The sequence below is a fragment of the Listeria farberi genome (assembly GCF_014229245.1).
In the GTDB taxonomy this organism is placed as follows: Bacteria; Bacillota; Bacilli; order Lactobacillales; family Listeriaceae; genus Listeria; species Listeria farberi.
Genome location: NZ_JAARZJ010000001.1, coordinates 88391 through 114230, shown reverse-complemented (window position 1 = coordinate 114230; position 25840 = coordinate 88391). Strand labels below are relative to the sequence as shown.

Annotated in this window: 23 protein-coding genes and 1 other annotated feature; of the genes, 3 read left to right on the top strand and 20 right to left on the bottom strand. The window is 38.0% G+C overall.

The annotated features are described in order from the left end of the window. Positions 1-21: 21 nt before the first annotated feature. The 4 genes from ileS to HCB45_RS00560 form a co-directional block, all read right to left on the bottom strand. Positions 22-2787: an isoleucine--tRNA ligase gene (ileS, locus tag HCB45_RS00575; RefSeq protein ID WP_185618289.1), complete on the bottom strand. Its 2766-nt coding sequence runs from the start codon at positions 2785-2787 to the stop codon at positions 22-24. Between the two features lie 52 nt (positions 2788-2839). Further along, positions 2840-3073 (bottom strand) — a binding site (T-box leader). Then, positions 3070-3597 (bottom strand): septum site-determining protein DivIVA, encoded by a 528-nt coding sequence (gene divIVA / locus HCB45_RS00570; protein WP_003725769.1) that lies wholly within the window; start codon positions 3595-3597, stop codon positions 3070-3072. It overlaps the preceding feature by 4 nt. A gap of 95 nt (positions 3598-3692) precedes the next feature. Further along, positions 3693-4214 (bottom strand): transcription repressor NadR, encoded by a 522-nt coding sequence (locus tag HCB45_RS00565; protein ID WP_185319208.1) that lies wholly within the window; start codon positions 4212-4214, stop codon positions 3693-3695. Positions 4215-4218: 4 nt separating this feature from the next. After that, positions 4219-5325 carry an IscS subfamily cysteine desulfurase gene (locus tag HCB45_RS00560; RefSeq protein WP_185618287.1) on the bottom strand — a complete coding sequence of 369 codons (1107 nt, stop codon included), beginning with the start codon at positions 5323-5325 and terminating at the stop codon, positions 4219-4221. A gap of 131 nt (positions 5326-5456) precedes the next feature. Here HCB45_RS00560 and nadB point away from each other — a divergent pair, with 131 nt between their 5' ends. From nadB to nadA, 3 genes are read left to right on the top strand one after another with little or no spacing between them, the layout of a single operon-like run. Continuing rightward, a complete protein-coding gene (nadB, locus tag HCB45_RS00555) occupies positions 5457-6911 on the top strand; it encodes an L-aspartate oxidase (protein ID WP_185618285.1) in 1455 nt (484 codons plus the stop codon). After that, on the top strand, positions 6908-7753 hold the full coding sequence (nadC, locus tag HCB45_RS00550) for a carboxylating nicotinate-nucleotide diphosphorylase (RefSeq protein WP_185618283.1): 846 nt from the start codon (positions 6908-6910) through the stop codon (positions 7751-7753). The genes nadB and nadC overlap by 4 nt, the downstream gene beginning before the upstream one ends. After that, entirely contained in the window at positions 7750-8850 is a 1101-nt protein-coding gene (gene nadA, locus HCB45_RS00545; protein WP_185319212.1) for a quinolinate synthase NadA, read from the top strand. The genes nadC and nadA overlap by 4 nt, the downstream gene beginning before the upstream one ends. Before the next feature lie 33 nt (positions 8851-8883). Here nadA and HCB45_RS00540 read toward each other — a convergent pair whose 3' ends face one another. The 16 genes from HCB45_RS00540 to HCB45_RS00465 all read right to left on the bottom strand — a co-directional run bounded on the left by HCB45_RS00540 (position 8884) and on the right by HCB45_RS00465 (position 25821). Next, complete coding sequence (locus HCB45_RS00540; protein WP_185618280.1) at positions 8884-9660, bottom strand: YlmH family RNA-binding protein; 777 nt, start codon at positions 9658-9660, stop codon at positions 8884-8886. A gap of 123 nt (positions 9661-9783) precedes the next feature. After that, positions 9784-10074, bottom strand: a complete 291-nt coding sequence (locus HCB45_RS00535) for a YggT family protein (protein WP_003728826.1) — start codon at positions 10072-10074, stop codon at positions 9784-9786. A gap of 22 nt (positions 10075-10096) precedes the next feature. Further along, a complete protein-coding gene (locus HCB45_RS00530) occupies positions 10097-10555 on the bottom strand; it encodes a cell division protein SepF (protein WP_185319214.1) in 459 nt (152 codons plus the stop codon). Between the two features lie 3 nt (positions 10556-10558). Then, positions 10559-11248, bottom strand: coding sequence for a YggS family pyridoxal phosphate-dependent enzyme (locus HCB45_RS00525; RefSeq protein WP_185319215.1), 690 nt, complete (start codon positions 11246-11248; stop codon positions 10559-10561). A gap of 120 nt (positions 11249-11368) precedes the next feature. Then, complete coding sequence (gene ftsZ / locus HCB45_RS00520) at positions 11369-12544, bottom strand: cell division protein FtsZ (protein WP_185618278.1); 1176 nt, start codon at positions 12542-12544, stop codon at positions 11369-11371. A 66-nt stretch (positions 12545-12610) separates the two neighbouring features. Then, positions 12611-13891, bottom strand: coding sequence for a cell division protein FtsA (ftsA, locus tag HCB45_RS00515; protein ID WP_185319216.1), 1281 nt, complete (start codon positions 13889-13891; stop codon positions 12611-12613). Between the two features lie 363 nt (positions 13892-14254). After that, complete coding sequence (locus HCB45_RS00510) at positions 14255-15067, bottom strand: cell division protein FtsQ/DivIB (RefSeq protein WP_185618276.1); 813 nt, start codon at positions 15065-15067, stop codon at positions 14255-14257. A 22-nt stretch (positions 15068-15089) separates the two neighbouring features. Beyond that, positions 15090-16181, bottom strand: a complete 1092-nt coding sequence (murG, locus tag HCB45_RS00505) for an undecaprenyldiphospho-muramoylpentapeptide beta-N-acetylglucosaminyltransferase (RefSeq protein ID WP_185319218.1) — start codon at positions 16179-16181, stop codon at positions 15090-15092. Further along, complete coding sequence (gene murD / locus HCB45_RS00500) at positions 16178-17545, bottom strand: UDP-N-acetylmuramoyl-L-alanine--D-glutamate ligase (protein ID WP_185319219.1); 1368 nt, start codon at positions 17543-17545, stop codon at positions 16178-16180. The genes murG and murD overlap by 4 nt, the downstream gene beginning before the upstream one ends. A gap of 140 nt (positions 17546-17685) precedes the next feature. Then, on the bottom strand, positions 17686-18660 hold the full coding sequence (mraY, locus tag HCB45_RS00495) for a phospho-N-acetylmuramoyl-pentapeptide-transferase (protein ID WP_185618274.1): 975 nt from the start codon (positions 18658-18660) through the stop codon (positions 17686-17688). A gap of 46 nt (positions 18661-18706) precedes the next feature. Beyond that, a complete protein-coding gene (locus tag HCB45_RS00490; protein WP_185319221.1) occupies positions 18707-20182 on the bottom strand; it encodes a UDP-N-acetylmuramoyl-L-alanyl-D-glutamate--2,6-diaminopimelate ligase in 1476 nt (491 codons plus the stop codon). A gap of 171 nt (positions 20183-20353) precedes the next feature. Beyond that, positions 20354-22612 carry a penicillin-binding protein gene (locus tag HCB45_RS00485; protein ID WP_185618272.1) on the bottom strand — a complete coding sequence of 753 codons (2259 nt, stop codon included), beginning with the start codon at positions 22610-22612 and terminating at the stop codon, positions 20354-20356. Continuing rightward, the gene (gene ftsL, locus HCB45_RS00480; protein WP_185319223.1) at positions 22609-22971 is read right to left on the bottom strand and encodes a cell division protein FtsL; all 363 of its coding nucleotides are present in this window, start codon (positions 22969-22971) and stop codon (positions 22609-22611) included. Before ftsL ends, HCB45_RS00485 begins: the two co-directional genes overlap by 4 nt. 16 nt (positions 22972-22987) lie before the next feature. Continuing rightward, the gene (gene rsmH / locus HCB45_RS00475; protein ID WP_185319224.1) at positions 22988-23926 is read right to left on the bottom strand and encodes a 16S rRNA (cytosine(1402)-N(4))-methyltransferase RsmH; all 939 of its coding nucleotides are present in this window, start codon (positions 23924-23926) and stop codon (positions 22988-22990) included. 12 nt (positions 23927-23938) lie between these two features. Further along, positions 23939-24370: a division/cell wall cluster transcriptional repressor MraZ gene (gene mraZ, locus HCB45_RS00470; protein ID WP_003763280.1), complete on the bottom strand. Its 432-nt coding sequence runs from the start codon at positions 24368-24370 to the stop codon at positions 23939-23941. Between the two features lie 203 nt (positions 24371-24573). Next, a complete protein-coding gene (locus HCB45_RS00465; RefSeq protein ID WP_185319225.1) occupies positions 24574-25821 on the bottom strand; it encodes an MDR family MFS transporter in 1248 nt (415 codons plus the stop codon). Positions 25822-25840: the final 19 nt, after the last annotated feature.

Genomic DNA, 25840 nt, shown 5'->3' with positions numbered 1-25840 from the left:
AGGATTTTCCCCAAGCGAGCATTAAGCTTCGTAGTGTTTTACAACAATATCAGCACAGCGGCCACAAAGTGTTGGATGTTTTGGATTTACGCCTACATCTTTTTTCACTACACGGCAACGTTCACAAGTTTCGCCTTCTGCTACAGTAATTTGAACAGCTACTTGATTTGATTTAAATGCAGATTCTGGCGCATTTTCTAAACCTTCCACTAGTTCAAAATCAGAAACGATGAATAGTTGTGCAAAATCGCCTTCTAAAGAATCAAATAGTGTTTTCGCTTCGCCGTCTAAATATAAAGTTACTTTAGCAAGCATTGATTTACCGATTAATTTTTCGTTACGAGCGAATTCTAAAGCTTTTTGAACGTTATCTCGGATTTGCATGAACGCGTCCCATTTCGCAGTAATTTCTTCACTATCAGCTAATACTTTTACATCTGGTAAGTCTTGTAAATGAATACTTTCCGCGCCCTCACCAATCAAGCTATTCCAAACTTCTTCTGTCGTATGCGGTAAAATTGGAGCAAGTAGTTTGGTTAAAGTAACAACTGCTTCATAAAAGACTGTTTGCATAGCACGACGATCATGACTATCCGCTGCTTCAATGTAAACAACATCTTTGGCAAAGTCCATATAAAATTGGCTTAATTCTACTGTACAGAAATTATTGATTTGGTGGTAAATAGTAGAGAATTCAAACGCTTCATAGCTATCCTTCACATTTTTCACTAAATCATTTAATTTAATCAGCATGTATTTATCTACTTCACGTAAGTTTTCATAAGAAACACTGTTAGTAGTTGGATTAAAGTCATTGATATTTCCTAGTAAGAAACGCATTGTGTTACGGATTTTACGGTACACTTCGGATACTTGTTTTAAGATTTCATCACTAACACGAACATCAGCTTGATAATCCACAGAAGCCACCCAAAGGCGAACAATATCCGCACCAAGTTGTTTAATTACTTTGCCTGGAAGAAGAGTATTTCCAAGTGATTTACTCATTTTACGGCCTTCCCCATCAAGTGCAAAACCATGACTCAGCACGTTACGGTAAGGCGCTTCGCCAGTAATTGCTACAGCTGTTGTTAGGGATGAGTTAAACCAACCACGATATTGGTCAGAGCCTTCCATATATAAATCAGCTGGACGACTTAATTCTGGACGAGCGTTTAATACGGCTTGATGACTTGAACCAGAATCAAACCAAACATCCATAATATCCGTTTCTTTTGTAAATTCTCCATTTGGGCTACCTGGATGCGTAAACCCAGCTGGTAATAAATCTTTCACATCGCGTTCAAACCAAACGTTCGAACCATGCTCACGGAATAGTTCTGAAATATGGTTGATTGTTTCGTCAGTGATAATCGCTTCCCCGTTTTCCGCATAGAAAATAGGTAGCGGAACGCCCCACGCCCGTTGACGAGAAATAACCCAGTCGCCGCGGTCGCGAACCATATTGAATAGACGTGTTTCGCCCCAAGCAGGAGTCCAGTTGACACCTTTAACAGCTGCGAGTAAATCATCACGGAATGCATCAATCGAAGCAAACCACTGCGCTGTAGCACGGAAAATAACTGGTTTTTTTGTACGCCAATCATGTGGATAAGAGTGAGTGATAAATTCCATTTTTAGTAATGCGCCCACTTCTTCTAGTTTTTCTGTCACCATTTTATTCGCTGTATCGTAAAATACGCCTTCAAATCCTGGAGCTTCTTCTGTAAATACGCCACGATCATCTAGTGGAGCAAGAATTTCCAAATCGTATTTTTTCCCGATTAAAAAGTCATCTTCCCCGTGTCCAGGAGCCGTATGAACCGCACCCGTTCCGGCTTCAGCAGTGGCATGTTCGCCGTTCATTACTAAGGAATCACGGTCATAGAATGGGTGTTTAGTTACAACGCGGTCAAGCTCAGAACCACGAACTGTTTTAACAACTGTCGCATCTTCAAAGCCTAGTTTTTCACGTAAACTTGGTAAAAGTGCTTCTGCTACAACATATTTTTCACCCGCAGATTCAATTACTACATAGTCCAAATCAGGGTTAACAGTAATACCCATGTTTGCAGGGATTGTCCAAGGAGTTGTTGTCCAGATAACGATATTCGTTCCTTCATCTAGTACACCTTTTCCGTCTGTTACTTTGAAAGCCACGAAAATCGAAGCAGATTTTTTATCTTGATATTCGATTTCTGCTTCTGCAAGTGCAGATTCACTAGAAGGAGACCAATAAACAGGTTTTTTACCTTTATAAATGTAACCTTTTTTCGCCATTTCACCGAAGACTTTGATTTGCTCTGCTTCGTATTCTGGTAAAAGTGTAATGTAAGGATTTTCCCAGTCGCCGTTAATTCCAAGACGTTTGAATCCTGTACGTTGACCGTCTACTTGCGTCATTGCATATTCAGCACATAGTTTACGGAATTCAGCGATAGACATTTCTTTCCGTTTAACACCTTTTTTGGCGATAGCTGTTTCGATTGGCAGTCCATGTGTGTCCCAACCAGGAACATACGGAGAGCTGAAGCCAGCCATTGATTTATAACGAACAATAATATCTTTGATTGTTTTGTTTAGAGCATGACCCATATGAAGCTCACCGTTTGCATAAGGAGGCCCATCATGCAAAATATACGCCTTGCGTCCAGCATTTTTTTCTTGGATTTTCTCATATAGTTTTTCTTCTTCCCATTTTGCTTGCCATTCAGGTTCTTTGTTTGGCAAATTTCCACGCATTGGAAAATCTGTTTTTGGCATTAATAACGTATCTTTATATTCCATGTTTTATTCTCCTTTAAATCTTTATTTTTAAACACAAAAAAATCTCTCCCAAAAAAGGGACGAGATTCGCGGTACCACCCTTGTTGACATGCATGTTAATTGCTTGCCCACTTCATTAAAGCCATAACGCCGGCTCGCGCTAACACTTACTCAAGCAGTTGCTTTTTCGGGTTAGAACTAAAGAGTGATTTCGATTTTTTAGAGGATAGCTGGTCTCGCACCTTGCACCAACTCGCTTTGTATCCTATATCTAAAAAATTTACTTGTCTCTTATAATCGTTTTTAACGTTCTTCTGATTCAGCAGCTTCGACTTCTTTAATAGACGCTAGTTCTGTTGCATCTACATCATAAGCCATCATTTGCTGCCAATCTTCACTTTTAATTAAATCCATTTGCGCTTCTACTAACATACGCAGACGCTCACGGAATACTTTAGATTGGCGTTTTAGGTCTTCAATTTCAATCGCGATTTTGCGCGCTTTAGAAAGTGAGTCGCTTAAAATTCGATCTGCATTTTTTTCAGCTTCACGGATAATAAGTTTTGCTTCTTTTTCAGCGGAAGCTTTCACTTCTTCGGCAGCTGTTTGTGCCACGATTAATGATTTGTTTAATGTTTCTTCAATGTTTGTAAAATGACCTAAACGTTCTTCACTATTATTTAAAGTGTCCTCAATACGCTTTTTCTCTTTAATAACTTGTTCATAATCTTTAATGATTTGATCGAGGAAGTCATTTACTTCGTCTTCGTCATAACCTCTAAAACCACGGGTAAACTCTTTGTTATGTATATCCAGCGGCGATAATGGCATATCTAGCACCTCCATACGACTATTTGTTTATAAATACCTAACATACATTCTATCATAGTTACTAGCTTTTTCCTAGAATTTATATTGAAAAATGGTTAGATTAAAAATCCTGCTTTATCTAGCGCTTTAATCGCTTGCTCTAATTGTTCTTTCGTATCTGCTTCAATCGTATGTAAATGTGTTCCATCCGTTAAACCAGAAAGCATGACCGCTCCTGTTGTTTGCAATTTCCGCACAAATTTTTCTACATCAAAACGGCTTTTTAAATGCAGTGAAGCAGTGATTTCGCCGTATATTGGATGGTCCACAATCACATCAATAATGGAAACACCGTGATCCACCAAAATATTTAGTTCCTCGGCAGCTTGCTCTTTCGTGTGTTTTACAGCAATAACGCGCCTTTCACCTGTATAACTCGTCTCGTTCGCATAAATATAACCTTGTGGAGTAGCCATAATTGGTTCATTGCCAGCTTTTAACAAAGAAATATCTTGAACAATCACTTGGCGGCTAACATTTGTTTTCTGCGCTAATTGATTTCCAGAAATTGGTACCTCGGCTTCTTTCAGCCATTTTAAAATCATTTGCCTACGCGTATCACCTAATATTTTTTTCATCTTATCACCTTTTTCGTAGTAATTTATCGATTTCTTCCTTAAAAATAGCACTATCGTTTAATTCATTTTCTTTTCCAAAAGATAGCCGGATAAAACGGTTTGCTTCTTCTGTTGTTTTTCCAGTAGCAATTAATGTTCTGGACGGAGCTAAATCACGTAAACTACATGCACTCGTCGTCGAGATTTGAATATCTGCTTCGTTTAAAGCAAGTAACGCTTCCTGACCTTGCATATTTGGCAAAGTAAGTCCTAAAATATACGGCGATGTATTGGGTCCACCTTCCACTTCTACTCGCGCTTCTAATGTGTCGCAAATCGCAGCTTTTAGTTTCATAGCTCTAATCGCTTCTTGTTCTCTATTTTCTATTATATCATAGGCGGCAGTTGTAAAGGCAGCAATAGCTGGAACATTTACCGTCCCCGGTCTAAAGCCAAATTCATGATGTACATCTGGCAAAACTACCTGCAAGGGAGAATCTGGTTTCATAAAAAGGATTCCAGCCCCTTTTGGTCCATAAATTTTATGCGATGAAATACTAAAACTAGTGACATCGCTTAATTCTAAATCAAGTTTTCCAAAGGATTGAACAATGTCGGTATGAAAAAAGACACCTGCTTTTTTAGCAATGTGAGCTAGTTCCGCGATTGGTTGGATGGTTCCGATTTCCGAATTAACATGTTGAATAATAATAAGCCCAGTCTCAGCAGAAATCATTTTTTCTAAAGTAGCTGGATTTACTTGCCCAAACGAATCAACTGGTAATGCTTTAATGCGACACTTTCCCGCTTGTTCGAGTGCCATTAGTTGCTGCCAAACAGAAGCGTGTTCCAGCGGACTTACAAGCACTTCTTTCTTATCAGTTGTATGGATTAGCGTTTGGATGGCGATTTGGTTACTTTCTGTTCCACCACTCGTAAATAAAATCCCGCGGTTTGGAACTTGTAATAACTCAGCAAAATTTTCCCGGCATTTTTCTAAAAGGGCTGCCGATTTCGTCCCAGCATCATGTAAACTCTCCGAATTAGCAAAGAATTCTCGCGAGGCATCCATAAAAACTTGTAAGGAAGCTTCACTCATTTTCGTAGTTGCTGCATGGTCAAAGTAAATCATCTCTTTATCTCTCCCTTAAAATTTTATACTTGAATTTAGTTTGATTTTATGTGATTATAGATGACAAGACAACTGTATATTCACTAAGAAGTATACAATTAATCGACCCTACTATGCAAGAGGTGGAAACAATGACAAAAGAACGAGTGATTATCATTGGGAGCGGTATCGCAGGTTGCACTGCTGCCCTCAGATTAATGCAGGACTATGATGTGACAATAATCACAAAAGGTCATAAAGAAGAAAGTAACTCTATGCTCGCTCAAGGTGGTGTCGCCGCGGCTATATCAAAAAGCGATACACCAAAAAAACATTTTAGCGATACCTTTCAAGCTGGCTGTTTTCATAATAAAGTTCGCGCTGTAAACCAACTTGTGACTTGTGGACCGATTGTGATCCAAAAATTAATAAAAGAAGGAATGACTTTTGACGAAAAAGATGGCGAACTTTCACTTGGATTAGAAGGCGCGCACCAACTGCCTCGTATTTTGCATTCTGGAGGGGATCAAACCGGCAAATTTCTTACTACATTTTTACAAGAAAAATTGACAAAGGTTAACTGGCAAGAGCAAAAAATGGCTATAGAGATTATTAAACATGACGGTAAAGCGATTGGTGTTCATTGTTTAGATAAAGAAAACCAACTACATACTTATTACGGCGAACATATTATTTTAGCGAGTGGCGGACTCGGACAACTTTTTCCTGTAACCACTAATGCTGCAACTATTTCTGGAGACGGCTTGGCTCTTGCTTACCGAGCTGGTGCGACACTATCCGACATGGAATTTATTCAGTTTCATCCAACCTTGCTTTTTCTAAACGGACGTTGTCATGGTTTAATTTCTGAGGCAGTTCGTGGCGAAGGAGCTACACTTATTCGCGCAGATGGTTCGGCTATTATGGAAACCGTGCATCCACTAGCAGATCTTGCTCCACGTGATATCGTTGCAGCCACACTTTTTGAAGAAATTGAACGGGGTGACCAAGTGTTTCTTGATATAACCAAAGTGGCTCATTTTGAAAAGCGATTTCCTGCAATTACAACCAGTTTAGACGAACACCAAGTGCCATTTCGCGAAACTAAACGAATTCCCGTTCATCCAGGTGCGCATTTTTTAATGGGTGGTGTTCGAACTGATTTGAACGGCAAGACGAATATCCCTCATCTTTATGCCATTGGAGAAGTGGCAAATGCAGGTGTACACGGCGCCAATCGTCTCGCCAGCAACTCCCTTCTTGAAACACTTGTTTTTGGTGAAAAAGTTGCTGAATATATTCGCACGCAAAAAACCAACCGAATAATAGTTCCAGAGAATCCCCCCACTTATCAAACAACAACGCCCCATTTACCTGAAAAACAACAACTCCAAGAAAAAATCTGGGAAACATTAGGAATTACACGAAAACCTGAGAAAATCACGGAATTTCTCCATTGGTTAGAAACATTTGATTACGCTAACCATACGAGAGAAACAGCTGAAATAAGTCATATGATTATTACCTCAAAATTAATTGCCGAAAGCGCCCTAAAACGAACTGAAAGCCTTGGCGCACATAGAATTTTAAAAGGAGTAACGAAATGAACTCAATACTTATGAATCAAGCAATTCAAGCATTTTTATTAGAAGATATTGGTCAGCATGATTTAAGTTCAGATAGTATTTTCTCCAGTGAAACGATGGGAGAAGGTGTTTTTATAGCGAAGGAAACAGGTATTCTTTGTGGCATCGCTATCCCGCCATTAGTATATGAAATTCTTGGTGGAAACGTGCATTTTGAAGCTGTAAAAAAAGATGGTGACACAATTAAAAAAGGAGACATTATCGCGACTGTCTCGGCCCCAGTTCGCACTTTACTTTCCGGCGAGCGTGTTATTTTAAATTTAATGCAGCGAATGAGCGGTATTGCCACCCAAACCCATATTGCCATAAAACAGTTAGACGATTCGACGATCCGAATTTGCGATACAAGAAAAACAGCACCCGGTCTCCGTACCTTCGATAAATACGCCGTACAGAGCGGTGGTGGCTTTAACCATCGAAATGGTCTGTACGACGGGGTCATGCTAAAAGATAACCATATCGCCTTCTCTGGTGGTATAACCGAAGCTGTTTCTATCGCTCGTGAAAAACTGGGACATATGGTAAAAATCGAAGTCGAAACAGAAACTGCCTCACAAGTAAAAGAAGCCGTTCAAGCTGGTGCAGACATCATTATGTTTGATAACCGCACACCAGAAGAAATCAAACAACTTGTTAAACTAGTGCCAGACCACATTACTACGGAGATTTCCGGTAATATCACTTTAGATAATATTAATCATTATAAAGGTTCTGGTGCGAATTATATTTCTTTAGGGTCATTAACACATTCTGTTTCTGCCCTTGATATTAGTTTTAATAGCAAAGGAGGTATAAAAGCATGAATTTACTAGAGACTGTAGAACAAGATACGATGCCGGCTCGTTATAAACATATGACCCCACAAGAAATGATAACTCGTGTCACAGAAATCAAAGCGCAACTTGGCGAAGACCTTTTTATTCCTTGCCACCATTATCAAAAAGATGAAGTCGTTCCTTTTGCAGATGCAATTGGTGACTCTTTACAGTTAGCACAAATAGCTGCAAATAATAAAAAAGCAAAACATATCGTTTTTTGTGGCGTTCATTTTATGGCTGAAACAGCAGATATGCTCACGACAAATGAGCAGATTGTGACGTTACCGGATATGCGAGCTGGTTGTTCGATGGCGGATATGGCAGATATTCACCAATTAACCAACGCTTGGCCCAAACTACAACATCTGTTTGGTGATACTATTTTGCCAGTCACTTATATTAATTCCACGGCTGCAATTAAATCCTTCGTTGGCGAGCATGGTGGTACAACAGTTACATCCAGTAATGCAACTAAGATTGTCTCATGGGCGCTTCAGCAAAAAGAGCGGATTTTCTTTCTTCCAGACCAGCATCTAGGTCGGAATACAGCTTTTGAACTAGGCATTCCGTTAGAACATATGGCCATTTGGAATCCGATAAAAAACGAACTGGAATATGACGGTAATCTAGCTGATTGTAAAGTAATTTTATGGAAAGGCTACTGCTCCGTCCACCAACATTTTACAGTTAAAAATATCGAAAACATTCGTAAAAATCATCCTAACATGCGAATTATTGTTCATCCTGAATGTACCCATGAAGTCGTTTCACTAGCAGATGACGCTGGTTCAACGAAAAAAATTGTAACAGAAATAAGCAATGCAGCACCTGGCACCGAATGGGCTGTCGGCACAGAAGCCAATCTGGTCGGTCGCATTATTCAAGAAAATCCAGATAAAAAAATCGTCTCGCTCAACCCTTTTATGTGTCCGTGTATGACAATGAATCGAATCGACTTACCTCATTTACTTTGGACACTCGAAGCTATTCAAAACGGCGAACAAAGAAATCAAATCAAAGTGGATGAACATACAACCAAATTTGCGTTAAAAGCCTTAGAAAGAATGCTCCAATTAAGCTAGCCAAAAAAACGAAAGCAGCAACTGCTTTCGTTTTTATTTTAAATACCCAATTTCTATCCGAATTTTATCTTTTTTCGTTCTACCGCCAGTTGATAATACTTTCACTCGTCCATATCCACGAGCCGATAATACGTCTTCTTCCTCACATTCGAAATCAGGATTTTCTACTGTTTTCCAGTTCACTTTAACAAGTCCCGCGGTGACTAGTTGTTTCGCCTTCTGCCTAGAGATATGATGCGCACTACTAATAATCACATCAAGTCGCATACTAGAAACGGTTAGGCCCATTTCTTCCCAAACAACTGGCGCATACACAGCATTCGCCAAATCAGTTTCTTCTAACATCACATTTACTTTACCGATTTTTTCAAGTTGTAATGTTAAATAATCCTTCATCGTACTTTCTACTAACAGCTGCCATTCAGTGCCATTATTTAAAATATCTCCAAAAATATCGCGTTTCATTCCAAGCGACATCAATGTTCCGAGGATTTTTTGATGTGTGAGCGTCGTAAATTTCACCGGATAGCGAATATGGAATAAAGCAATCTCAAAGTCAGCTTCTGTTGGTGTATAATAATCTGGATAAATCAGTGCACGGCGGCGTTCCGCGTGCGGCACCCCACCAAAAAACTGGACGCCAATATGCTCATAACCTCCAATAACTGTCTCGGTAATATAACGTTGCCTCGGGTCCAAAAAATCCGTTAGTTGCGGTGTATATTCATTTTCAACTTGCATCGTAACTCCTAAAATTTTATCAATAAATGCGTATTCTTCCGCGCGAAAATGCTGATAAATTCCATCCATTATAATTTCTCCCTTTCAATCCGTTCCGATTCTTTAGCCCAATTATACCATGAAACCAGCTGCTACTAAGCTAATCTTGCTTCTTGATAAAAAAAGCCACCCATATCAAAACGGGTGCGCTTTTTAAAATAACATTGGAATGACATACACTTGAATTAAACCTGTTAAAACTCTCATCGCATATTGGAAAATGAAATAAGCCACAAGGGACGAAATATCAAACATACCAATCGGCGGAATAATTCTTCTAAAAGGCTCTAAAATCGGTTCAAAAATACGAGCTAAAAATTGGCCGATTTTTGACTCTCTTGCACCTGGAAACCAGCTCATCAAGAAATAAATAAACATTAGTGTTGGCAACCATCTAATAATAAATAAAATGACTTCCACCACTTGATATAAAATACTTTGCAATCTAGTTTACACCTCTAATTCATCACATAAAGTTTTGTTCATCAAGCATTTCGGAAATCGAGCCATTTACCTCCACATTATCTGGAGTACATAAGAAAATATTATTTCCAACACGTTGAATATCTCCACCCAATGCATAAACTGTACCGCTTAAGAAATCAACAATACGTGTTGCTTGGTCGTGGCTAATGCGTTGTAAGTTTACAACTACTGTTTTATAATCTTTTAAATAGTCCGCAAGTTCTTGGGCTTCTGCATATACTCGCGGTTCTGCGAGTACCATACGACTAGAATACTGAGCTCCCTGCATACTGACCACCTTCGCATCTTCTTCTTCAACCGCATAAAAACGATTTTTATTTGGTTTTTCTTTCTTCGTTTTCTTTTGCATAGGTTCAGGTTCCCTCGCTACTTCCTCTTCATAATATTCCTCTTCTTCATCTAAGAAAAAGAATGACTTAAATTTATTCGATAGTCCCATTTGTTACACCTCCATATTATCGTCACTCACCAAAGCTCTTCCTACTCGTATAAATGTTGCACCTTCTGTAATCGCAATCCCATAGTCGTTCGTCATCCCCATAGACAACTCAGTGCACGGAATGTTTTTTAACTGAAGCGCATGAATTTCTTGCTGCAATTGCTTTAACTCATGAAATACGTGATGCAGCTCTATGTCACTATTTGTAATAGGTGCCATTGTCATTAATCCAACAACTTCAATAAAGTTGAAATCTGATTCTTGTAAAAAAGCTAGCGCCTCTTTTTTAGAAAAGCCATGTTTGCTCTCCTCACCAGAAATATTCACTTGAAGAAAACATTTCACTGGTTTATTAGCACGCTTTTCAATTTCTTTTGCAAGTGATGCTCTGTCAAGCGAATGCAAATAATCAATTTTTGGTAAAACATCTTTGACTTTACGCGTTTGTAAAGATCCAATGTAATGCCAACTAATGTCACCTTTATCTGCAAGTTCTACTGTTTTTTCTAGGAAAACATCTGCACGATTTTCACCAAAATGGCGGATACCTAAATCATACAGTTCTGTAATTCCAGTTACATCAATTGTTTTTGTAACAGCTACTAATGTTACGTCTTCCGGGGCACGATTACTTTCTTCACAGACACGCTCAATTTGTGCGGTTACTTTTTCTAAATTAGCTTGTTTTGTCATTTATTTAATCACCTTATATAATTCCCGAAGCGCTTAAATTAAAACGCTTCTTGTTATAATCAGATACCCGGTCACTTGGCAATGCTTCCAAAGTGGCCGGGTGAAATTATGTTATAAGTATTATCCGCGACGGTTACGGTTACGGATAAATGCAGGTACATCAACGTCTGAACTATTTTGTTGTGGTTCAGCTTGTTGTTCATGAACTGGTGCATTTGCTTGCTGTGGTGCATTTTGCGCGTAATCATTTTGTGGTTCATCTTGCACAGCATAGCTTGGACGATTTACTTGAATAGATTGATTTGGACGGCGATTTGCTTGCGCTTGTTGTTGCGCTTGCTTTTCTTCATCAAAACCTGTTGCAATAACAGTTACAATCAGTTCATCTTTTAATTCGTCGTTAATAACAGAACCGAAAATCATGTTTACATCTTCATCTGATGCACTTGATACGATTTCTGCTGCTTCTTGTACTTCATAAAGACTAAGGTTAGATCCACCAGTAATATTCATTAGGACGCCTTTAGCTCCATCAACAGAAGTTTCAAGAAGTGGCGAAGAAATAGCTTTTTTGGCAGCTTCAGCGGCACGGTTTTCACCAGTTGCAATCCCGATACCCATAAGTGCAGAACCACGGTTAGTCATAATTGTTTTTACATCGGCAAAGTCTAAGTTAATTAAACCAGGAACGGCAATCAAATCAGAAATACCTTGTACACCTTGACGTAAAACATTATCTGCTTCACGGAAAGCTTCCAGCATTGGCGTATTTTTATCCACAATTTGAAGTAAACGGTCGTTGGGGATAACAATTAAAGTATCCACCGCTTCTTTCATTGCTTCTGTTCCAGTTAGGGCTTGTTTCGTACGTTTCGGTCCTTCAAAACCAAATGGTCGTGTAACAACACCTACAGTTAGAGCGCCCATTTCTTTAGCGATTTGAGCGATAACAGGTGCAGCACCAGTTCCAGTTCCGCCGCCCATTCCAGCAGTTACGAATACCATATCAGAGCCTTTTAATGCTTCTTCAATTTGTTCGCGACTCTCTTCTGCTGCTTTTTTACCAATTTCAGGTACAGCTCCCGCGCCTAAACCACGCGTTAATTTTGTACCGATTTGTAATTTTGTTTCTGCTTTTGCTAAATTAAGTGCTTGAGCGTCTGTATTAACGGAGATAAATTCTACTCCTTGAACACCATGCTCAATCATACGGTTTACAGCGTTGTTACCGCCGCCGCCAACACCGATTACTTTAATTGTTGCCAAACTTTCTGAACTAGTGTCAAATTCTAACATATTATTGCCTCCTATTTGCCGATTTATACGATTCGTTTTTCTTGCTGACTTACCAGCTATTCGCTTTTATTCAAAAAATGCGCCGAAAAAATTCTTCATTTTCGTTGATACTTTTTCGTCATCTGATTTTTTTGGTTTTTGTTTAGGTTGTTTTGGTTTTGGTGCTTCGTCATCATAACGCGGCTCACTAGCAGTACTACTTACATCACGACCTTCTAATTCAGCCATTTGATAAGCATATTTAATTAAGCCTACTGCAGTTGTGAAGGATGGTTCGCGAACACCGATATAATCAGGAATCGCCAGTCTAACATGTGCTGCCAACGTTTTTCCAGCTAAATCAATAGCTCCTGGAATCGCCATTGAGCCACCAGTTAATACATAGCCTCCTGGAAGATGCGTTTTACCTACTCGATTCAGTTCTTCCACAACTAATTGGAAAATTTCTTCCATACGCGCTTCAATAATATCTGCTACTTCTACTTGTGTGAAATGTTGTTTTTGGTCACTACCGATAACATCAATTGCAAAAACTTCATCAGGAGAAGCATCATCATAAAATGCATAACCGTGTTCTAATTTAACACGATCTGCATTGGCAGTAGATGTGTTTAGTCCGAGAGATAAGTCTTTTGTGATATTATCTCCACCTACTGGAATAACACCAGTGTATGTTAACCTACCTTGCTCAAACACACTAATAGTTGTCGTTCCTGCACCAATATTCACAAGAGCAGTACCAAATTCTTTATCATCTTCTGATAAAGAAATAGAAGCCTCAGCAAGCGGTTGTAAAGCAATATCAGAAATCTCGAGACCAGCACGTTCTACACAACGTAACGTATTATGTAAAATTGTTTTTGAACCTGTAATTAGTGTGCCTTCCATTTCTAGACGAACACCAATCATTCCACGTGGATCTGTAATTCCTGTTAAACCATCCACAACAAATTGATCTGGAATAGTATTAATAATTTCTCGTTCAGGAGATAGAGGAACGACTTGAGCAGCATCCATCACATTCCAGACATCATCATCTGTGATTTCACGATTTTCGCTACCTACTGCCACAATTCCTCTGCAAGCTTCTAAATGCACTTGACTCGATACTACCCCAACAATCACTTGAGAAATTTCAACGCCAACCATTCTCTCTGCTTGTTCAATTGCCTTTTTAATGGATTCTACAGTCTTGTCTATGTCGATAATAATCCCTTTTTTTATTCCGGATGACTCGACATTCCCAACACCGATAATATTGAGTCTATCGTCAGCCATTTCCGCGATGATTACTTTTACAGAAGCTGTTCCAATGTCTAAACTTACATAAATTTCGCTATCACCCATTTATCGGCACCTCCTTTTATTCTAGTCATTTAAAGTATCATATTTCATTTTTATACCGAGCAAAGCCGGTTTTTTAACTTGCTTAAAAAAACCATGTTACTTCTTTATTTATATGGTGTTAGTGTAGAATGATTCCCCATTCTGCCTAACATACAAAATCACTTATTTACAGTCTACACTAAGAAAGAAGGTAATAAAAGCACAAAGAACAATTTTTGGCAAATTCTTAAGATATTTTTTTCATTTTATTCAAAAAGCGAACAAGTGTTGGCGTCACACGCTTGTAGGTTATCATTTTGTCATCTTTTTGACATATCTGTTAATCTATTGTTTCCTCAAAATACGAGAGAAGAAACAAAGAGTTTATTCGTTTTCTTTTTTCTTCTCTGCATCTTTTTCTTCGGTAGCTTTTTTTTCGGCATTTTGTTGATAGTAACTTTGGAAATATGAACCTACTTCAATATCAATTACGCCTTTTTGTCCCTTCGCTAGTTGAGCGACAATTGCTGGATAATGCTGCATCTTTTCTGCAAAACTACTTATATCTGCTGAGACTTGATTTCCATCATTCATATATAATTTAATATGACTTTTATCCGTTTTTGTCGGACTATAAATCACTTCGGAAATGGAATTTACTACATCTTTTGGAAGTTTATTAATTTGTTCTACCATTTTTCCGAGTGTTTTTCCATTTTTAAAATTTTGGAACAGTAAATCGTTTCCTATTGGAAATTGTCTCGGTTGGTCTTTTAGCATAATACCATTTTCAAGCACATCATAGTATTTACCATTATTTTGTTGGTAGCCAATAGTTTTATATTCTGTAATATTAATTTTCACATCATTTAAGCCCACTTTGGAAACTGTTGCATTTTTAATTAATGTATTTTTTTCGAGCGTTTCTTCTGTTTTTCCATTTCTTATTCCAAGGATAAATTCACCGATAGTAAGCCCACTTTCTTTACGCACTTCATTTTCAGTTAATTGTTTATTCCCACTTACTGCAATTTTATCTAGCTTGCTCAGTGGGGAAAGGAAATAAAGTGTAATTAAGATTAAAATCGCAAAAATTCCGATTAAAATGGCTAAATGTCTTATTAACTTTTTTTTGCGGTATTTTTTTAATTCAGGTATACGGTTTTCGATGGAAATTACTCGTTTGTTTTCAGCCATTTTATTCGCTCCTTTCTGCAATTTATTTCATAATACTTAGGACTGCTTCTACCAGTTTTATAGCTGCATCTGGGCGTCCCATTTGTTTAGCACTTAATTTCATACTATTTAGTTTTGCTTCGTCTGTTAAAATAGAATCTACTGTCGCCATTAAATCCGTATCTTTTAACTCAGGTTCGGTAATAACTACAGCCGCATTATTTTTTTCTAATGCACGTGCATTATATTCTTGATGATTCGCTGTTACATAAGGGCTCGGTATTAAAATACTAGGTACCCCAAGCGCTGTAAGTTCAGCTAATGTGGTCGCTCCTGCTCTAGAAATAACAAGAGTCACGGCATTTAAAATCTTAGGCATATCATAAATAAATGGTTGAACACTAATATGACTTCCTAAGTTCATTTCCGCTAAAGCACCTTTCATTTTTTCGAAATGGACATCTCCCGTCACATACAATAACTGAAAATCTCGTTTGTTCCATTCCGGCAAGATCGCTTCCACTGCCTCGTTCACACCTCGAGCACCTCTGCTACCTCCAAAAACAAGTACAGTAGGCTTCCCAGAAACAAGCCCGTATGCTTCTAGCGCGCCAAGACCATCCACGCCGACTACTTCCGAAGCACGAGGATTTCCAGTGAAAACAATTTTCTCAGAAGCAAACGAATCACTTACCTCTTCAAAACAAATGGCAACTTTATCTGTATAGCGGCTTAAAAATTTATTGGTTAAACCAGCGACACTATTTTGTTCGTGTATTAAAGTGGGAATTTTTAATTTTGCTGCTGCATAAACCACAGGACCGCAAACATATCCTCCTGTTCCAATTACAACATCAGGTTTAAATTCACGTAAAATTTGCTTGCTTTTTTTAGCGCCACTTAGAAAGCGCATGACAGTTTTGATATTTTCAAGCGATAATGAACGCTTAAATCCAGTAATTTCTATTGATTCAAAAGGAATACCCTCTCGTTTTACGATTCCTGCTTCTAAACCTTTTTCTGTTCCAATATATAAAAATTCAGCTTCTGGATGTATTTTTTTTAATTCTCTGATGAAAGCAAGTGCTGGATAAACGTGCCCTCCAGTGCCACCACCGCTTATTGCTACTTTCATTTTTCCACCTCTTCTATTAGTTCACTGATTGCGTTCATGTAGGCATTCCCGCGAACTTCAAATGTCCGGTATTGATCCCAACTTGCACAAGCCGGTGAAAGTAAGATTATATCTCCTGGTGCTGACTCGCGATATGCAACCGGAACAGCAGCTTCTACATTATCTACATAATGCACTTCAATTCCTGCAATTTTTCCAACACGTCCAATCTTGTCTGCCGTTTCACCAAAAACAATAAGTGATTTTACATTTTTGAAAAACGGTAGTAGTTCGTCAAAAGAGTTTCCACGATCTAATCCGCCAGCAAGTAATACAACTGGATTTTTAAATCCTTTTAACGCACTTTGAGTTGCAAGAATATTAGTTGCTTTAGAATCGTTGTAAAATTTACGATCTTGCCATTCCACTACAAACTGAGTCCGGTGCTCTACACCTTTAAATGTTTCTAAAACACGCATAATTTCCTCATTAGTTACACCTAAAGTTTTAGCTACCGCAACAGATGCTAGAACATTTTCTAAATTATGCTCTCCAGGAAGTAAAATGCTATCGCGTGAACCGATTACTTCATCATCAAACATAATATTGCCATTTTGGACATAACTTCCTTCCCCTAAGCGTTGCGTTGTTGAAAAAGGAATAACTTGTGCTTTTGTTTGTTTGGTTAAATTTTTCAATTCTTCTTGGTCCCAATTAATTACTAAGAAATCATCTGCTGTTTGTTTTTGTTGAATGTGCCACTTTGCTTGTACGTATTCACTTCGATCTGTATGGTAATCTAAATGCGCTTCATAGATATTTGTAATGACAGAAATATGCGGTTTAAATGTTTCAACCCCCATTAATTGGAAAGAAGATAATTCCATCGAAATGTATTGATCGCTTGTTGCGTTTTCTGCAACAGCCGATGCCGGAAAACCAATGTTTCCTGCAAGTAAAGAGCTATTTTCTTTATGCGCATTTAACATATGGTGAATAATCGTTGTTGTCGTTGTTTTCCCGTTAGTTCCAGTAATACCAACTATCGGCGCTTCAGAAATTTGGTAAGCTAATTCTACTTCAGTAATAACTGGAATTTTAAGTTTTAACGCTTTTTCAATCATAGGGTTGTTGTACGGAATCCCCGGGTTTTTAATTACGAGTTCGAATCCTTCATCAAGCAGCTCAATAGGATGCGATCCACAAATAACTTTAATCCCTTGCTCAAGTAGGCCTTGTGCTTCCGGATTTTCACTAAACGGCTTTTGATCATTTACTGTGACAAACGCTCCTAATTTATGCATAATTGTTGCCGCGCTAACACCACTTCTCGCAAGACCTAAAACAAGCACTTTTTTGTGATGGTACATTTCAATTTTTTTCATTTCCTTTGGTTCCCCCATTTATATCAAAATTGGCGATCGATTCTATGAAAATCATAAAAACGACGGAAAGCGCCAACCAGATTCTGTAAAAAAAACAGCCAACTAGAGACGCTTTTGCCGCAAAAATTACGGCGCTTTATTTAAAAAATAACGATACAGACTGAAATAATTGCGCCAATTAATCCGATTCCCCAGAACGTTAAAACAACACGCCACTCGGACCAACCACCAAGCTCAAAATGATGATGAATTGGCGTCATACGGAAAATTCGTTTTCCTCCTGTTGCCTTAAAGTAAAAAACTTGTAAAATAACAGACGCAGTTTCGATTACGAAAATAATTCCGATTAAAAGTAATAGCCATTCTTGATGTACTAAGATGGAAACTGCTGCAATACTTCCACCAAGCGCAAGTGATCCAGTATCTCCCATAAAAATCTTCGCTGGATTTTTATTAAATAGGAGAAACGCAAGCATTCCGCCTACAATCGCGAAACAGAAAATCGCTACATCCATCTGCTCTTGGTAAAAAGCAATCACACCAAAAGCAGAGAACGCAATCACAGATAAACCAGAAACAAGTCCGTCTAAACCGTCTGTTAAATTAACTGCATTGGAGAAACCAACTAACCAGAACAAAATAAAGATAACAAAGAACCACCCAAGATTCACTTCTATATTCGTAAATGGAATATTAAGTGTTTCGGCAAAATCACTAAAATGATACACCAGATAAAATAAAATCGAAATCGCAACTTGACCTAAGAATTTTTGTTTCGAAGTGAGGCCTAGATTCCGTTTTTGAACTACTTTGATATAGTCGTCCAGAAAACCTAATGCGCCAAATAATGCCAGCGCGATAAATAGCAGCCAAGTAGCCGCACTAGCTTCACCACTGATGAATGAAAAAATCAAAAAGCTAATGAGCATAGCAGTAATAAAAACAACTGCACCCATAGTTGGCGTTCCTGATTTCTTTTCGTGCATCTTCGGTCCTTCATCCCTGATACTTTGACCGAATTTCAATTTCACTAAAAATGGTATAAATAGTGGGACACCTATCACCGTGATGATAAAAGCCACTGCAAAAGTTGATACTAACATGTATAAAGACACAATAAATTCTCCCCAATCTGTTTGTCAAAGCACTTCACTTCATATTTTATGCGAGTCCGAGTTTTTTTTCAATAGCTATTCGAGCTTCTACGCGATCATCGAAATCAATAACCTCGTCACCAATTACTTGATAATCTTCATGCCCTTTACCAGCAATCAGAATAACATCCCCTGCTTCTGCCATATTTACAGCATAACGAATGGCATCGCGACGATTCTCATGAACAACATATGAATCGCTATCCAGAACACCTTGAATCATATCTTCAATAATCGCATGTGGGTCTTCACTACGCGGATTATCTGATGTGAAGACTGGATTTGTCGCATAGTCAACAGCAATTTTTGCCATTTGTGGTCGTTTTCCTTTATCACGGTCACCACCACATCCTACAACAACAAAAACACGTTTTTGGGCAAATTCAGCAATCGTTTGTAGAACATTTAACAAGCTGTCAGGCGTATGAGAATAATCCACTATTACTGGAAAATCTTGCCCTGCATTCACCAGTTCAAAACGTCCTTTCACGCCTGGAATACGTTCAACAGTGGCAATTGCTTTTTCTACAGGAATCTGAAGCGCAAAGCTTGTTGCAATTGCTGCTAATACATTATATATGCTGAAATTCCCAATCATTTTTATTTTTAATGAGAAATTTCCCACAGGTGTTTTTAAATCAAAAGTGGATCCGTGGCTTGTAATTTGGATGTTGGATGCGGCAAAGTCAGCTGGTTCTTTTATTCCAAAAGTAATAATATGTGCGGCAGTCGCTGTTTGCATCCGCACGCTTTCCGCATCGTCTGCATTTAAAACAGCGATTTTAGGCTTACTCGTGTTATAACTGTTACCGAGCTGCGCGAACAATAAGCTTTTAGCGTAAGCATATTCTTCCATTGTATGATGATAATCTAAATGATCTTGAGATAGATTCATAAATACTGCTACGTCATAATCCGAACCATATACTCTACCCTGAACTAAGGCGTGAGAGGAGACTTCCATTACAGCTGTACTAACACCACTTAAAAGCATATCTCGAAAAGTTTCTTGCAATGTTAAGCTGTCTGGCGTCGTATTTTTTGTTTCTAAAATTTCATCGCCAATTTTACGATACATCGTACCAATTAAGCCAGTTTGCTCGCCGTTTTCGCGAACAATTTGTTCCACTAAATGGCTAACCGTTGTTTTACCATTTGTCCCTGTAATCCCAACAAGTTTTAATGCCTGGGTTGGAGAACCGTAAAAATAATCTGCTAGCATTGCCATTGCTCGTTTAGAATCTCTAACATAAAGAACTGGCACGGAAACATCTAGTTGTTTTTCAGCGATAATCGCTACTGCGCCGAGCTCTACAGCACGTTGAGCAAACTGATGTCCATCTACTATTTCACCATCTATACAAATAAATAAGCTACCTGATTGTACTTTACGACTATCTTGTGCAATGTGGCTAACTTCAATTGCTGCACTTGCGTTTCCAGTAAAAACCGGGATAGCTTGCATTAGTTCATTTAACTTCATTCTTGCCATCTCCTCAAACTTATTCTTTCTGTTAATTTTGCTAAAATCAAAAAGAATTCTTTTCTATCTTAGCAAAAACAACAAAGTATATCTACCACGACTAAAGACACAGTTTGCTTTTAAAGTTAGAAGTATGCCACTTTACTCAGCTGACATACTTCTATCTTCCTATTATTCATTCAGTAAATCACCAATTCCTGCATTTTCTCGGATGTCTGTCGCTTTTTTATTTTCATTCGCGGTATCTTGATCATGATTTTGATTAAATTCGCTAATTTGTTCTGGTAAGGCGAGCGTTATTTTCATTTTCGTTTCACTATTAATTACACTACCTGCTGAAACACTTTGACTCTTCACATAGCCACTTCCACTAAACTCAAATGGGATACCAGTGATTTCTGATACTTTTAGCGCGTCATCTTTTGACCAAGTCACCATATTTGGAGCAGTCATATCTCCGTCAGTCATTAGTATTACTTTTTGCCCTTGCATTATTTCACTGTTCGCCAGCGGAAGTTGTTGAACAATTTTTTTACCATTACCAACAATTACTGGTTCCAGCCCTTTTGCCTGTACAGCTTTTTTTGCTTCATCTACTGTTTTTTCAGCTACTACAGGAACTTTTTCGCTCGCTAGTTTTTCAACATCACCTGGTTTAATGTTCATATATTGCAAACTGTTTTTCATTACTGGATTAAATACTTCTGAAACTGCTTCTCCACCTGTTTGACTACCAGATAATTGCGGTTGTTGCATTGTCACATATATCACTAGCTCAGGGTTATCTGCTGGGGCCATTCCTAAGAAAGAAAAAATATAATTTTCTGCCCCAGTCATATATTTACCTGTTTTTGAATCTGGAATTTGTGACGTTCCTGTCTTACCAGCAACATCATAACCAGGAATCGCATATAGTTTACCTGTTCCATTTCGTCCGCTAATAACATTTTTTAATTCATTTCGAGTCTTCTTAGCTGTTTCGGCACTAATCGGTTTTCCAGCGATTTTGGTTTTTGTTTCTGTCTCTTCTCCAGTATTAGTATCTTTGACGCTCGAAACTACATATGGCTCTTTCATTGTACCATCGCTTGCAATTGCTGATGCAGCTTGGATCATTTGCATCATTGAAACTGTTGTTCCCTGACCGAAGACAGTCGTTACTTTTTCAATCGGGTAGTTATAAAGAATCTTTCCTTTAGTTTCATTTGGCAAAGCAATACCTGTTTTCTTACCAAAACCAAATTTATCTAAATAGGTTTTAAATGTATCAGTACCCATTTTGTTTAAAAGTTTAGCGAATGCAACGTTACTGGAACGTTCTACGCCTTCGCGGTATGGGATTGAACCCCAACCATTCCCATTATTATGGTCATGAATTGCTATATCCCCAACTTTGTAAGATCCTGATTGGTAATATTCGTTTGGATTATATACGTTTGTATCAATGGCAGATGCTAAGGAGATGATTTTCATTACTGAACCTGGTTCATAAGCATATTCTACTGGTAAATCTTGCCAAATACTCGAACTATTCCCAGTAATTGTCGACCTATCAGCTGGATTAAATGAAGGACGTTGACTAATGGCCAAAATTTCTCCTGTTTTCGGATCTGCAACTACGGCCATCATATTTTTCGGTTTATATTTTGCATCGACAGTTGTCATTGTATCTTCTAAGAAGGTTTGGATTTTTTTGTCCAATGTTAATGTAATATCCTTACCGTCTTTTGCTTCTGTTACTTTGTTTTTTGAATTAGGCAAAATATAGCCCATTCGGTCGGTACTATAATCGATTTCCCCATTTTTACCTGTTAGTATATCGTTATAGCTGGATTCGATGCCCATTTTACCTTCTAATTTAGTAGTGTTTTTTTCTTCTTCTTGTTGCGCAAAGCCGATTAATTGCGTTGCGAAAGTACCATTAGGATAGAAACGCTCTGATTGACGAGTAAATTCAATACCTGGTAAATTTTCTTTGTCGATTTTAGCTTTTGTTTCTGTAGAAATGTTTTTTCCTGCAGAACCAAATTCCACTTGATATTTTCCTTTTTCATTGAGTTTATCTAGAATATCAGATTCGTCCATAGGAATATATTTTGCAAGAATACGAGCTGTTTTTTCTTCATCAACTACTCGCATCGGATTTTTCGTTGTTTTGGATAATTTATCACTAACTACCGCTGCAATCGTGTAAGAAGCCGTATCCTCTGCTAGCACTTCTCCTTTTCGATCTAAAATGGAGCCGCGTTTTGCTTCGAGAACACTGCTTTTTAAATGTTGTTTAGATGCTTTAGCTGCTAGCGGAACCCCATTTGCTTCTCCCGTAATTTGCAAATAAAGAAAACGGCCAGAAACTAAGAGAAAGAGAATAGTGAAAAAGATAAAAAGCACTAAAGCTCCCCTTCTCATGTTACCTATACGCCGTTTCATTGACCATCTACCACTTTCACATTATCGCCATCAAGTTTTAACCCTTTTTCTTTAGCGATTTTTAAAATACGTTCATATCTCCCTAAATCTTTTACTTCTACTTTTAAATCTTCATTTGATTTTTGTTGTTCAAGGATTTTTGTTTCTTTTGTTTGGATTTCTTGATTCACTGTATAAATTTGTGCCTGTACACTGATGATACGGAAAGCAACAACTAAAACAATCGCAAGCGCTATCGTGATGATTACTTTTTCGCCGAGTGTCATTTGTCCTCGTCTTAGGATTTGTTTTTTAGGTTGTTCCGCTTCTCTATGTACTCTATTTGGTTCGAGATTCGATTTATAGGCGACATTGCTCACATTTTTTCAACTCCTGCTATTTAATAATTTTTTCGATCACACGTAGTTTTGCAGAACGCGCTCGATTATTTTGTTCCAGTTCCTCTTCACTTGGTACGATTGGTTTCCTTGTCGCAAGTTTGAAATCTGGTTTATATTCATCTGGAATGACAGGAAGACCTGGTGGTAAATCTGGTCCTTTTGTCGCTTCTTGGAATAAGTGTTTTGTAATGCGGTCTTCTAAAGAATGAAACGTAATTACGCTAATTCTGCCGCCTGGTTTTAATAAAGTTAAGGCTTTTTCAAGCGAATCTTCTACTGCACCTAATTCGTCATTAACAGCGATTCGGATAGCTTGAAAAGTGCGTTTCCCTGGGTGTCCGCCTTTTCTTCTTGCTGGCGCCGGGATAGCTGTTTTGATAATATCTACTAGTTCGCCAGTGGTTTCAATTGGTTTCACTTCACGACGACGTTCGATTTCTCTAGCAATTTGTTTCGAGAATTTCTCTTCACCATACTGGAAAAATATACGGATTAAGTCTTGATAAGACCACTCATTGACCACTATTTTAGCTGTCAATTCTTGTTCTTGATCCATTCGCATATCAAGTTCAGCATCTTGATGATAACTAAAACCGCGTTCTCTCTCATCCAACTGAGGGGAAGAAACACCTAAATCATACAAAATCCCATCAACTGCTTCGATACCACGCTCATTTAATGCTTTTTTCATATCGCGAAAATTGGCTTTAATAAAAGTTACTTTATCGCTATAATCTGCTAATTTAATTTTTGCATTGTCAATTGCTGTTTGATCTTGGTCAAAAGCAAATAAGTGCCCTTGTTCATTAAGCTTATTTAGTAAATACTCTGAGTGACCTGCGCCGCCAAGTGTTGCATCGACATAGATTCCGTCTGGTTTTACTTCAAGCATATCGACTGTTTCATGTAGTAATACGGTTTCGTGCTTAAACATGCAAATTCCCCCTTAAATATCAAAGCCAATCATATTTTCAGCTAAATCAGCAAAGGATTCTTCTGCCTCATTAAAGACATTATCCCACTCTGATTTACTCCAAATTTCAATACGACTTGAAACCCCGATAATTACTGTTTCTTTTTCCAAATCCGCATACTGTAGCAAGTTGGATGGAATGTTTATCCGTCCTTGTTTGTCTAGTTCACATTCAGACGCACCGGAAAAGAAGAAACGTGTAAAGGAACGAGCATCTTTTTTAGTAAGTGGTAAGGTTTGGAGCTTTTCTTCAAGCTTTTTCCATTCCTCTTGTGGATAAGCAAATAGACACTTATCAAGTCCTCGGGTTATAACAAAATTATCCCCCAAAAGCTCACGGAATTTAGCTGGCACAATTAATCTGCCCTTTATATCGATGTTATGTTGATATTCTCCCATGAACATTAGACTTCACCCACTTTCCTACATACCACTTTACCACATCTCCCCACTTCGTACCACCAAAAACTTAAAAAAGAGTAAAAAAAAATCATTCTACTATTTAAGTAGAATGATTAAACCTTTATTTAAAGCCATTTTAACTAAAATTTCTTTTTAAAATGATTGTGGGACCAGGTGGAGGGATTCCCCACTTCTTACCCAAAAAGCTATTTCGCTAATACTTTTTCCCAACCAGCTTTTAATGCAGCAGCAGAAAATACAATACTTAAAATCCCAAGTAAAATCGTAAAAGCCCCCATGCCATATTTACCAATAAAAGGTGCAAATACAAGACTCACCGAACCTATCATTTTACCAATTTGGAAAATAATACCGTTAAACGCCATGTATGCTCCACGTCTGTCATCATCAACAATTGCTGCTAAAATTGTTTGGCGCGTTGGTACGTAAAGCAACTCCCCGATAGAAAGAACTGCAGTCGCTAGTAATAACACCGCAAGATTATTTGCAAAAGCACAAACAGCAAAACCTATTGCAAATAAAGTAAAACCAACGTACATAATAGGTTGTTGGGCTCGTTTTGTGACAAACTTTGCAACTGGTACTGTAAAAAGAACGATAAACAGTGTATTCACAGCTGTTAAAACACTAACTATTTGCACACCATTTAATGTAATATTCCCAAGGGGGCCAAAATGAACGAGTAACGCTTGAAAATCTTCTGCTAAACGCACGGAGATATAATTGGTTCGTTGAAATTCAATCGACATAACTGCAATTCCACCGATAGTATATAGAAGAAAACGATAATCATGTAACACTTGCCCATAATTTTTAAACATACCTACTAAACCATAAGTCCCTTTTTGTAATACTGCTTTTTGCTTTAAAGTTTCTGAAATCAAGCTTATAGTAAGCCATGCAGTAACGAATGACATAACAAAAAGCACAATCAGCAAGGGAAATAAGTAATCCACGAAAAACCAACCACCAACAATAATCCCTATCATCATAGATAAATTATTTGCCCAGTAACTAACTGAATACATAAAGGAACGATTTTCCGGCGTACTTACATCAATCAGCATTGCTTCTCCCGCAGGATTTATGAGTCCTTGTGCCACACCAATAAGAAGTAACATCACAAAAGTTATCCATGGTGAATGAAAAATCGGCGAATTGCAAAGCACCATTCCTAGAAATGCAAACACTTTTAGCACTTCTCCAGATACCATTAATTTTTTACGACCAATAATATCCGCCAAATGTCCGCCGTACATTCCAGCAAGAAACTGTACCAATACATTAATCATCAAGAGAATTCCCGCAACCCCGCTGTTAATCTCCATTGAAAAATAAATTGCCATAAAAGGAAAAATCATTGACCCGATTACTTTACTTAAAAATTGAATCAAAATCCGTGCACGAATATTTGGGTGTAACTCTTTAAACATGAAATCCCCTCCATTGCAA

Coding starts and splice junctions, on each gene's coding strand:
- ileS (WP_185618289.1), bottom strand. CDS start 2,787: ATGGAATATAAAGATACGTTATTAATGCCAAAAACAGATTTTCCAATG.
- divIVA (WP_003725769.1), bottom strand. CDS start 3,597: ATGCCATTATCGCCGCTGGATATACATAACAAAGAGTTTACCCGTGGT.
- HCB45_RS00565 (WP_185319208.1), bottom strand. CDS start 4,214: ATGAAAAAAATATTAGGTGATACGCGTAGGCAAATGATTTTAAAATGG.
- HCB45_RS00560 (WP_185618287.1), bottom strand. CDS start 5,325: ATGATTTACTTTGACCATGCAGCAACTACGAAAATGAGTGAAGCTTCC.
- nadB (WP_185618285.1), top strand. CDS start 5,457: ATGACAAAAGAACGAGTGATTATCATTGGGAGCGGTATCGCAGGTTGC.
- nadC (WP_185618283.1), top strand. CDS start 6,908: ATGAACTCAATACTTATGAATCAAGCAATTCAAGCATTTTTATTAGAA.
- nadA (WP_185319212.1), top strand. CDS start 7,750: ATGAATTTACTAGAGACTGTAGAACAAGATACGATGCCGGCTCGTTAT.
- HCB45_RS00540 (WP_185618280.1), bottom strand. CDS start 9,660: ATGGATGGAATTTATCAGCATTTTCGCGCGGAAGAATACGCATTTATT.
- HCB45_RS00530 (WP_185319214.1), bottom strand. CDS start 10,555: ATGGGACTATCGAATAAATTTAAGTCATTCTTTTTCTTAGATGAAGAA.
- HCB45_RS00525 (WP_185319215.1), bottom strand. CDS start 11,248: ATGACAAAACAAGCTAATTTAGAAAAAGTAACCGCACAAATTGAGCGT.
- ftsZ (WP_185618278.1), bottom strand. CDS start 12,544: ATGTTAGAATTTGACACTAGTTCAGAAAGTTTGGCAACAATTAAAGTA.
- ftsA (WP_185319216.1), bottom strand. CDS start 13,891: ATGGGTGATAGCGAAATTTATGTAAGTTTAGACATTGGAACAGCTTCT.
- HCB45_RS00510 (WP_185618276.1), bottom strand. CDS start 15,067: ATGGCTGAAAACAAACGAGTAATTTCCATCGAAAACCGTATACCTGAA.
- murG (WP_185319218.1), bottom strand. CDS start 16,181: ATGAAAGTAGCAATAAGCGGTGGTGGCACTGGAGGGCACGTTTATCCA.
- murD (WP_185319219.1), bottom strand. CDS start 17,545: ATGAAAAAAATTGAAATGTACCATCACAAAAAAGTGCTTGTTTTAGGT.
- HCB45_RS00490 (WP_185319221.1), bottom strand. CDS start 20,182: ATGAAGTTAAATGAACTAATGCAAGCTATCCCGGTTTTTACTGGAAAC.
- HCB45_RS00485 (WP_185618272.1), bottom strand. CDS start 22,612: ATGAAACGGCGTATAGGTAACATGAGAAGGGGAGCTTTAGTGCTTTTT.
- rsmH (WP_185319224.1), bottom strand. CDS start 23,926: ATGTTTAAGCACGAAACCGTATTACTACATGAAACAGTCGATATGCTT.
- mraZ (WP_003763280.1), bottom strand. CDS start 24,370: ATGTTCATGGGAGAATATCAACATAACATCGATATAAAGGGCAGATTA.
- HCB45_RS00465 (WP_185319225.1), bottom strand. CDS start 25,821: ATGTTTAAAGAGTTACACCCAAATATTCGTGCACGGATTTTGATTCAA.